Raw genomic sequence first — 9,525 nt, 5'->3', positions numbered from 1 at the left:
GCCCCCGCGGCCCGCGACGGCCGCCCGGCCCGCTGCGGCTCCGCCTCCCGAGCCCCGCCGGGCCGCGGCCCGTGCCGGGCTCTCCCGCGCCACCGCCTTCCCGCTCATCTTCGGTGTCGTCGCCGCACTGCCCTTCGCCGTCGCGGCGCAGCCCGGCGAGGGCGTCCGGGACACCGCCTTCGCCCTGCAGTTCGTCGTCGCCTGCTACGCCGGCGCCCGGCTCTGCGCCATGGTGCTCGCCGGCCGGCGCCGCCTGGTCCAGGGCGCGTTCTGGCTGTTCTGCTACCTGGCGATGGGCATCGCTCCGCTGGCGCAGTCGGTGCTCGGCCGCGACCCCACCCCCGTGGTCGGCCCCCGCTCCGACACCGTGCTGGCCACCGCGCTGGTGCTGCTCGGCATGGTCGCCTTCGACGTGGGCACCCTCCTGGCGCGCAACCGGCCGAGCCTGCGGCGCCGCGCCCGCCGCCCCGCCCGCGTCGACCGGCCGCGGTTGTGGCTGCTCGTCGGCTTCTCGCTGCTCGCCAGCTCACTGCTCATCGTGCAACTCGGCGGCCCCGCGGTCTTCTTCACCAGCCGCGAAGAGATCATCGCCGGACTCGCCGAGGCCACCGCCGGCGAGGTCGACCAGGAGACGGGCGAGGCGGGCAACGCCCTGCTCCGCGGCTTCGGCACCGTCCCCGTGCTGCTGTCGCTGCTGCTGCTGACCCGCTGGCTGGTCACCTCCCGGGACGCCCGGCGGCGCCCGGGGGTCCTCGCCGCCTGGGCGCTGGTGCTGGCGGTCAACGTCGTCGTCAACAACCCGGTCTCGAACCCCCGCTACTGGTTCCTCACCGTGCTGTTCTCGCTACTTTTCACGGTGTTCCCCCGCAGCCCCGTGATGTACCGGGCCTCGCTGGCGCTGGGCGTCATCGTGGCGCTGCTGATCTTCCCGTTCGCCGACCGCTACCGCTACGCCGACGACGCCGCACGGCCGGCCGCCACCGACTCGCTGCTGGAACCCCTCACGGTCAAGGACTACGACCAGGTCGGCATGTTCGCCAACCACATCTCCTACGTCGAGGACGGTCAGCACACCTTCGGGCGCCAACTCCTCGGCTCCGTCCTCTTCTTCGTGCCCCGCACCCTGTGGGAGGAGAAGCCGCTCGACAGCGGGGTCCTCGTCGGGGAGTGGATGGGCACCAACAACACCAACCTCTCCTCGCCGCTGTGGGCCGAACTCTGGATCGACTTCGGACCGTTGGGGATGACCGCCGGACTGCTCGCCGTCGGCTACGGCGCCGGGCGCGCCGACCGGCGCTACGTCGACCGCACCCTCCACGACCCCGCCCCCGGCAACGTGTTCGCCGTGGTTGTCCCCCTGATCGCCGGGTACAGCTTCATTCTGCTGCGCGGGTCGCTGCTCCAGGCCACCGGCCGCATCGTCATCGCGGCCCTCTGCCTGGCGCTCGTCACCAGCTTCCGGGACCGCCCGGACCGGCGGCTGCGGTGACGCCGCGGCCGCCCGCCCCGCGCCACCGGCCCGCCCCGCCGGCCCGTCCGCACCGGACGCGCCGGCCCGAACCGAGGAGTGCCCGCACCGATGAGTGTCCTCCACCGCCTCCGCAACGCCGTCCGCCGCCTCGGCGTCGACATCACCCGCTACCCGGCCGGCTGGGCCGGGCCGCAGCTCGCCCAACTGCTGCGCGCCCACCGGGTGGACGTGGTCCTGGACGTCGGCGCCAACGAGGGCGAGTACGGCGCGATGCTGCGCCGCGCGGGCTACGCCGGGCGCATCGTCTCCTTCGAACCGCTGGCCGCCCCCGGCCGCGCGCTCGCCCGCCGGGCCGACGCCGACCCCAGCTGGACCGCGCTGCCCTACGCCCTGGGCGACAGCTCGGGCACCACCACCGTCAACGTCTCCGGCAACCGCGGCGCGAGCAGCTCCCTGCTGCCCATGCTCGACCTCCACGCGGAGGCGGCGCCGCACGCCCGCTACGTCGGGACGGAGGAGGCGCGGCTGCGGCGGCTGGACGAGCTGTGGCCGGAGATCGTCCGGCCCGGTGAGCGCGTGTTCCTGAAACTGGACGTCCAGGGCTACGAGGAACAGGTGTTGCGGGGCGCCGGCGAACGGGCCGCCGAGTGCGCCGGCCTCCAGGTCGAGACCTCGTTCGTGCCGCTCTACGAGGGGTCGATGCTGCTCTCCGACACGTTGGACCTGGTCGTCGGACGGCTGGGGATGACCCCCATGGCCGTCATTCCCGGCTACGTGGACCCGCGCACGGGGCAGATGCTCCAGGCGGACTTCGTGCTCTTCCGCGACGCGGAGGAACCCGGCAGCCCCGGCGCCCCCGCGGCCACCGACGCGGCCGGCGCCCCCGCGCCGCCCGCCGACGGCCCCGTTCCCGGCCGGCGCCCCTGACACGGGGCGCCGGCCGGCGCCCCGCCGCGACGCACCTCCGCCGCCCCGCCACCGCGCGCTGGGCGGCCCAGACCGGGCCCGTCACCGGGCCGGAAGGGGAACCGCACCATGCGCGTGCTGCACGTCGTCACCCACCACTCGCCCGACCACGTCTTCGGCGGGCCGACCCGGGTCGCCCTCAACCTCTGCCGCGCCTTACGGGCCGCCGGTGACGACGCCGCCGTCCTCACCGTGGGGGAGGGGTTCGCCGGGGCGCTGCCGCGCGCGGTGGACGGCGTGCCGGTGAAGCTGTTCCCCGCGCGGCGGCTGATACCCGGGTTCGGCTTCGCCGGGGTGACCTCGCCGTCGCTGCTGGCCCGGGCCGGCGGGTTGGTCCGCTCCGCCGACATCGTCCACGTCCACCTCGCCCGCGACCTGGTGACCTTCCCCGTGGCGCTCCGGGCCCTGCTCGGCGGCCGCCCCCTGGTGCTCCAGACGCACGGCATGATCGACCCCACAAGCGTTCCTGCGGCCCGGTTGGCCGACGCGCTCGGCGTGCGGCGGGTGCTGCGCGGCGCCGACATGCTGCTCCACCTCACCGACGCCGACCGCCTCGGCGTCGCCGCGGTGACCGCCCCGCACCTCCCGGCACGCTCCCGCCGCCTGGTCAACGGTGTCGCCGCGCAGCAGCACCGCCGCCCCTCGCGCGCCGAGCGCGGTGGCCCGCCGGTGGTGCTGTTCCTGGCGCGGCTGGAGGACGGCAAGCGCCCCGCCGACCTCCTCGCGGCCGTCCCCGCCGTGCGGGCGGTCCACCCCGACGCGCGGTTCGTCCTCGCGGGCGCGGACACCGGGGGGACGGCCGCCCGGTTGACGGCCCGCGCAGCGGAGCTCGGCGTCGCCGACGCCCTGGAGTTCGCCGGACCGCAGGACCACGCGGGCGTGCTGGCGCTGATGCGCTCGGCCGACGTCTACGTGCTGCCCTCGACCTTCGACACCTTCCCGGTGAGCGCGCTGGAGGCGCTGTCGGTCGGCCTGCCGGCCGTCGTCACCGCCACCAACGGCCTCGCCCCCGACGTGCTGCGCGCCAGCGCCGGGCGGGTGGTGGCCGCCGTGGCCGGTGACGCCGGGTTCACCGGGCACCCGGGGGCGCCGCTCGCCCCCGCCCCGGACACCCGCCCCGGTGACAGCGCCACCGAGGGGAACGGGGCGCTGCTCGCCGCCGCTGTGCTGGAGTTGCTGGAGCCCGCCGCCAACGAGGCCGCCTCGGTCGCCGCGCACCGGCTGGTGGCCGAGCGGTTCACGATCGGTGCGGTGGCCGACCGGCTGCGGGGGCTCTACGCGGAGGTGCTGGCGGCGCACGCCTGAGCCACGGCGCCGCCTGAGCCACGGCGCACGCCTGCGCGACGGCGCCCGCCGCCGCGCAGGCGCCGCGCGCCGTGACTCAGGGCATCAACGGCGCGTGCTCCGGGCAGAGGTGGGCTACGGCCTCCTCCGCGCCGGGGATCTCCCCGTCCTCCACCGCCTCGGCGATCGCCTCCGGGGCGTGCCGCGACAGGTAGCCCAGCCGTTCGCACGCCTCCTCGCCGAGCAGCAGCAGCGCCCCGGGGTCGGCCCCGCGCGGCGACTCCTGCGCGTCGAGGAACTCCCGCTGGTCCTCGCTGAACTCCAGCGGCACCTCGGGAACGGTCTCGCCGTGCCGTGCGCCCTCCTCGTCCACCGCGCCCTCGCCGGACGGACCGCCCCCGGCGTCCGCCCCGCCCGTGCCGTCGGAGCCGTCCGAGCCGTCCGAGCCGTCGGCGTCCGGTTCCCGGGCGTCGTCGGGGCTCTCCGCGTCGCGGTCGGCGTCCGGCACCTCCGGCGCGGCGTCGCCCTCGGCGGCGCTGCCGGCCGGCGCGGCGGGGGACTCCCCGCCGTCCGGCCCCGACCCGCAGCCGGCGAGCAGCGCCGCCGCGAGCAGCGCCGCCGCGAGCGCCCGCCCGCCGTGTCGCGTCCTCACGGCGCACCGAACGTGAGGTGCAGCTGCGGCCGGTTGTCGACCGCCGCCACCTCCCGCGACCAGAACCAGAGGTTGTCGGTGCCGGTGCTGGTGACCGCCAGGTCGAGCGTGCCGCCGAGCGACGGCCGCACCGCCGAGACGGTGAGCGGCGCCGAGTAGTGGCCGTTGGGGACGGTCCCGGCGGCGATGGTGCCGAGCACCGCCGTGCCCAGCGTGGGCCTGGTGCTCCAACTGGTGGCCGCCTCCGACCAGCTGCCCGTCACCGGGACCACGGTGTGGGAGTCCTCCGAGCCCGCGTACTCCTGGCTGGTGGTCCGCACCCGCAGCGCCGCCGCCTTCAGCACGGTGCCGGGCGGCGCCTGCGGCAGCGCGTACCGGAGGTAGGTCTCGTAGCCGGAGGTGCCGCGGACCGCGAGCGAGGTACTGCTGCCGTGGGTCGCGGAGGGGGCCCCCTGGTTGACGTAGGTGTCCGCGGTGGGCTGGAGCGTGGTGACGGTGTCGACCGGCGCGCTCGCCGCGTTGTGGTGGGCGGTGACCCGGGCGGCGGTCAGGGTGTGGTGGTAGACGGCCGTCTCGTCCAGCTGCCCCTGGAAGCCGTCGCTCGACGGGCGGCTGTTCCACCCCGAGAGGTTGTCGGCGCCGGTGCGCCAGTAGCCGCGGTAGTTCAGGTTGCTGGTGATGTTGGCGTTGGAGGCGACCAACTGCCCGTCCACGTACAGCCGCAGGCCGTTGGTGCCCTGGGTGGCGACCAGGTGGTGCCACCGGCCGTCGTTGTAGGAGCGGGGGCTGGTGACGAACTGCCGGCCGCTGCCCTGCGTCCCGAACACCAGCTGGCCGCTGTCGCGCATGTAGACATGCTTGTCGTACGAGGTGCTGGTCCGCCAGATGTTGCGGCTGAAGCCGATGATCCGCCCGCCCTGGGTGCTCTCGGTGCGGAACCAGGTCTCGACCGAGAAGCGGCCGGGGGAGTCGAAGGCGGTGTCGCTGTAGGTGTAGGTGGTGATCCCGCCGGTGTAGCCGATGCCCCGGGCGCCGGGGTACGGGACCGCGGCCGGGGTGACGCCCCGGGAGGGGTTGCCCCGGTGCACACCGCTGTTGTCGTTGCCGGAGACGTCGGAGGCGTAGAAGCCGCCGGTCTCGTCATGGCGCCAGTACAGCACCGGGTCGTCGGCGAGCACCGCGTCGGCGTAGGGCTGTGAGCCCGCCGCCGCCGTCACCGTGGCCGGCAGTGACTGCGCACTGGTGTTGCCCGCGGCGTCCGAGGCCGTCACCCGGTAGCTGTACGACTGGCCGGGGGTGAGCCCGGTGTCGGTGAAGGACAGCTGCGGCCGCTGCCAGGGGTAGGAGGAGCCCTGGACGGTGTGGACCGGGGTGGTGCCGGAGTCCCGGTACACCCGGTACGTCAGCAGGCTGTCGTCCAGGTCCAGGCTGGAGCGCCAGGTCACTGTCGCCTCCCCGGCGGCCAGGCTGTGCGCCGAGACCTCGGGGCGCTCCGGCGCCCCGGTGTCCGGGCCGGAGGCGAACCGGGTCAGTCCCCACTGCGGGCTGCCGTTGACGGTGGTGAAGCCGCCGCCGACCCAGATGAAGTCCCGGTCGTCCTGCGGCAGGTCCTCGGCGGTGAGGATGACCCGCGGCCCGATGGCCTCACCGAGGCCGTCGTTGGTGTCGGGGAACCAGCCCAGCAGGGTCGGGTCGTCCACCGACTGGGCGAACAGGTGGAACCGGGGGCCGTCGGGGAAGGAGCCCATGGTGGAGCAGTCGTGCGCGTGGTGGCCGCTGTACAGCACCCCCTGGTGGACGGTGACGTCCTGGGTGGCGCCCAGGCAGGTGTCGCGCCACCGCTGGTCGAAGGTGGACAGCTCCAGGGCGATGCGGCCGTCGAACGCGCCGCCCCCGGTGCCCTCGTTGGCGGTGTAGAAGCCGGTGTCGTCCACGGTGAGCCCCTTGACCACCGAGCGCTGTTCGATGAAGCCCAGCGGGTAGTCGCGGGTGGTGGCGCCGGTGACCGCGTCCACGACCGCCAGCGCGTGGGAGTCGCGTCCGTTGAGCCGGAAGAAGTCGCCGCCCAGGATGACGTTGTCGCCGTCGGGCGTCACCTCGATCGCCCGGCCGGGCTCGTCGGCGTCGGCTCGCCAGCCCTCCAGCGCCCCGGCGGTGGTGACGGCGGCGAAGCGCTGCCGCGGCTGGCCGGCGACTGTGTTGAAGTCGCCGCCCAGGTAGACGCGTTCGTCCGTCGCAGCCAACGCGCGAACGGTGGAGGGGACCGCCACGGGGAAGCTGCGGCGCTCACAGGTGGTCGTGTCGAACGCCGCCACATTGGAGGCGCCGACCCCGTTCACCGAGCCGAAGGTGCCCCCGACGTAGAGGGTGGCGCCGTCGGGCGAGACCGCCAGCGACCGGACCGCCGCGGCGACCGACCCTGCGGTGAACCGCAGGTCGCAGTCGGCCACCGGCTCCCCGGAGGCGGCGTCCAGCGCCACGAAGTTGGCGACGGGCTCCTCCTGGGTGCCGGCCGCGGCCCCGGGCGGGCGGACGGTGGAGAACGTGCCCCCCACGAACACGGTGCCGCCGGCCTCGGCCAGCGCCCAGACGATGCCGTTGGTCTGCCAGGTCGGCAGCTCGTCGGCGGTGATGCCCACCGGCGGCGTCAGCGCCGGAGCCGCCTCCGCCGCCTGCGGCCCGGTCTGGGCCGCGGCAGTGCCCGGCAGTGCGGCGAAGAGCGCGAGCACCCCGCTGTACACGACGGCGCGGCGCCACAGCCCGCCTCGGATCGGTCTCATGCTGTCCCTCGGTTCTGGATGAGTGGGGGGTGGACGGGGTGGACGGGGTGGACGGCTGGACGGGCCGGGGTGGGACGGGGAGTGGGACCGGTGGTGCGGGCGGTCAGCGGTCCACGCGTACCCGGGCGCCGGCCAACTCCGCGTCCAGCGCCTCGATGTCCGCCCGCACCATGAGGGCGGCCAGCTCGCGCCAGCCGACGGTGGGCCGCCAACCCAGCTGCTCGCGCGCCTTGGAGGCGTCACCGATCAGCGCGTCCACCTCGCTGGGACGCTCGTACTTGGGGTCGTAGCGCACGTACCGGGACTGGTCCAGGCCGCCCGCCTCGAAGGCGGCGTCCAGGAACTCCCGGACCGAGACCGCCTGTCCGGTCGCCACCACGTAGTCGTCGGGGTCGTCCTGCTGGAGCATCCGCCACATCGCCTCCACGTACTCCGGCGCATAGCCCCAGTCGCGCACCGCGTCGAGGTTGCCCAGGTACAGCCGGTCCTGGAGCCCCGCGCGGATGCGGGCCACCGCCCGGGTGATCTTGCGGGTCACGAAGGTCTCGCCCCGGCGGGGGGACTCGTGGTTGAAAAGGATGCCGTTGCAGGCGAACAGCCCGTACGCCTCGCGGTAGTTGACCGTCGACCAGTAGCTGAACACCTTGGCGCAGCCGTAGGGGCTGCGGGGGTGGAACGGCGTCCGCTCGTTCTGCGGCGGCGGCGCCGCGCCGAACATCTCCGAGGACGACGCCTGGTAGATGCGGGTCGCCACCCCGGAGGCGCGGATCGCCTCCAGCAGCCGCAGCGAGCCCAGGCCGGTGACGTCCCCGGTGTACAGCGGGGCGTCGAACGAGACCCGGACGTGCGACTGCGCGCCCAGGTTGTACACCTCGTCCGGCCGGATCTCCCGCAGCAGGTTGACCAGGGCGACACCGTCCGCGAGATCGGCGTGGTGCAGCACCAGCGTGCGGCCCGGCTCCTGCGGTCCCTGGTAGATGTGGTCGATGCGCTCGGTGTTGAACGAGGAGGACCGGCGCACCAGACCGTGCACCGTGTAGCCCTTGTCGAGCAGGAGTTCCGCGAGGTACGAGCCGTCCTGCCCGGTCACCCCGGTGATCAGTGCGGAGCGGCCCGCGAAGCTGGTGGACTCAGGACTCATCGGTGGCCCCCGGGGGTCAGCGCCCGCGTGCGCGGGCGGCGGTGAACGATGGAGCGCCGGCGGGCATTCTGCCCCAGCGGCGCGGTGGTTGCGGGGGGAACGGCGAAATCGGGACCGCTGCCGGCAGCCGGGCCGCCACCGCGCCCGCGGCTGGCAGAATCCGCGGCATGACAACAGCTCCCGCACTGCTGCCGCCCTCGGCCCGCGTCTACGTGGCCGGGCACCGCGGCCTGGTGGGCTCGGCCCTCACCCGGTACCTCACGGCCGAGGGGCACGAGGTGATCACCCGCACCCGCGCCGAACTCGACCTGCGCGACCCCGAGGCGACCGCCGCGTTCCTGCGCGACGCCCGCCCGGACGTGCTGGTGCTGGCCGCCGCGAAGGTCGGCGGCATCATGGCCAACTCCACCTGGCCGGTGGACTTCCTGGAGGACAACCTCCGGGTCCAGCTCAGCGTGCTGGCGGGCGCCCACGCCGCCGACGTGGACCGGCTGCTGTTCCTGGGGTCCTCCTGCATCTACCCCAAGCACGCCGAGCAGCCGATCCGCGAGGACGCGCTGCTGACGGGACCGCTGGAGCCCACCAACGAGCCGTACGCGCTGGCCAAGATCGCGGGCATCAGCCATGTGCGCTCCTACCGGCACCAGTACGGCCGCCGCTGGATCTCCGCGATGCCCACCAACCTCTACGGCCCCGGCGACAACTTCGACCCGGAGACCTCCCACGTGCTGCCCGGCCTGCTGCGCCGGTTCCACGACGCGGTCGCCGGCGGCAGCGAGGAGGTGGTGCTGTGGGGCAGCGGCACCCCCCGCCGGGAGTTCCTCCACAGCGACGACATGGCGCGGGCGTGCACCGCGCTGCTGCGCGCCTACGACGAGCCGGACCCGGTGAACGTCGGCTGCGGCGAGGACATCGCGATCGCCGAACTGGCCGCCCTGGTCGCCGAGGTGACCGGGTTCGGCGGCCGCATCGTCTGGGACACCTCGCGGCCGGACGGCACCCCGCGGAAGCTCCTGGACGTCGGCCGGCTGCGCAAACTGGGGTTCGAGCCCGCGGTGGCGCTGGCCGACGGTGTGCGGGACACCTACCGGTGGTGGCTGGAACACAAGGACTCCTGAGGCGAATGCCCCGGCCGGTGCTCTCCGCCGCCCGGCCGGGGCGCCGCGGCGGGCGACCGGGCACGGCGTCCGGGCCGGACGGGCGCCCGGGCGTCGGGGACCGGGGCATCGGG

Annotated in this window: 7 protein-coding genes; 4 read left to right on the top strand and 3 right to left on the bottom strand. The window is 74.9% G+C overall.

Annotation, left to right across the window (positions count from 1 at the left end):
* The 3 genes from HCN56_RS03625 to HCN56_RS03615 all read left to right on the top strand — a co-directional run.
* A partial coding sequence (locus HCN56_RS03625) for a hypothetical protein (protein WP_245245870.1) occupies nt 1-1,489 on the top strand: 1,489 nt, incomplete at its 5' end.
* A gap of 90 nt (nt 1,490-1,579) precedes the next feature.
* On the top strand, nt 1,580-2,398 hold the full coding sequence (locus tag HCN56_RS03620) for an FkbM family methyltransferase (RefSeq protein WP_167967994.1): 819 nt from the start codon (nt 1,580-1,582) through the stop codon (nt 2,396-2,398).
* 108 nt (nt 2,399-2,506) lie between these two features.
* Nucleotides 2,507-3,742, top strand: coding sequence for a glycosyltransferase (locus HCN56_RS03615; RefSeq protein ID WP_167967993.1), 1,236 nt, complete (start codon nt 2,507-2,509; stop codon nt 3,740-3,742).
* Nucleotides 3,743-3,818: 76 nt separating this feature from the next.
* Here HCN56_RS03615 and HCN56_RS03610 read toward each other — a convergent pair whose 3' ends face one another.
* From HCN56_RS03610 to gmd, 3 genes are all read right to left on the bottom strand, one after another.
* On the bottom strand, nt 3,819-4,373 hold the full coding sequence (locus HCN56_RS03610; RefSeq protein WP_167967992.1) for a hypothetical protein: 555 nt from the start codon (nt 4,371-4,373) through the stop codon (nt 3,819-3,821).
* Nucleotides 4,370-7,153 carry a LamG-like jellyroll fold domain-containing protein gene (locus tag HCN56_RS03605; protein ID WP_167967991.1) on the bottom strand — a complete coding sequence of 928 codons (2,784 nt, stop codon included), beginning with the start codon at nt 7,151-7,153 and terminating at the stop codon, nt 4,370-4,372. The genes HCN56_RS03610 and HCN56_RS03605 overlap by 4 nt, the downstream gene beginning before the upstream one ends.
* Nucleotides 7,154-7,256: 103 nt before the next feature.
* Nucleotides 7,257-8,294, bottom strand: coding sequence for a GDP-mannose 4,6-dehydratase (gene gmd, locus HCN56_RS03600; RefSeq protein ID WP_167967990.1), 1,038 nt, complete (start codon nt 8,292-8,294; stop codon nt 7,257-7,259).
* 167 nt (nt 8,295-8,461) lie between these two features.
* Between gmd and HCN56_RS03595 the strand changes: the two genes are divergently transcribed.
* Nucleotides 8,462-9,412 carry a GDP-L-fucose synthase family protein gene (locus tag HCN56_RS03595; protein ID WP_167967989.1) on the top strand — a complete coding sequence of 317 codons (951 nt, stop codon included), beginning with the start codon at nt 8,462-8,464 and terminating at the stop codon, nt 9,410-9,412.
* Nucleotides 9,413-9,525 lie beyond the last annotated feature (113 nt).

This window comes from Streptomyces lonarensis (assembly GCF_012033735.1).
In the GTDB taxonomy this organism is placed as follows: domain Bacteria; phylum Actinomycetota; class Actinomycetes; order Streptomycetales; family Streptomycetaceae; genus Streptomyces; species Streptomyces lonarensis.
The sequence above is the reverse complement of the archived record's forward strand: the minus strand, read 5'-3'. Positions and strand labels throughout refer to the sequence as shown.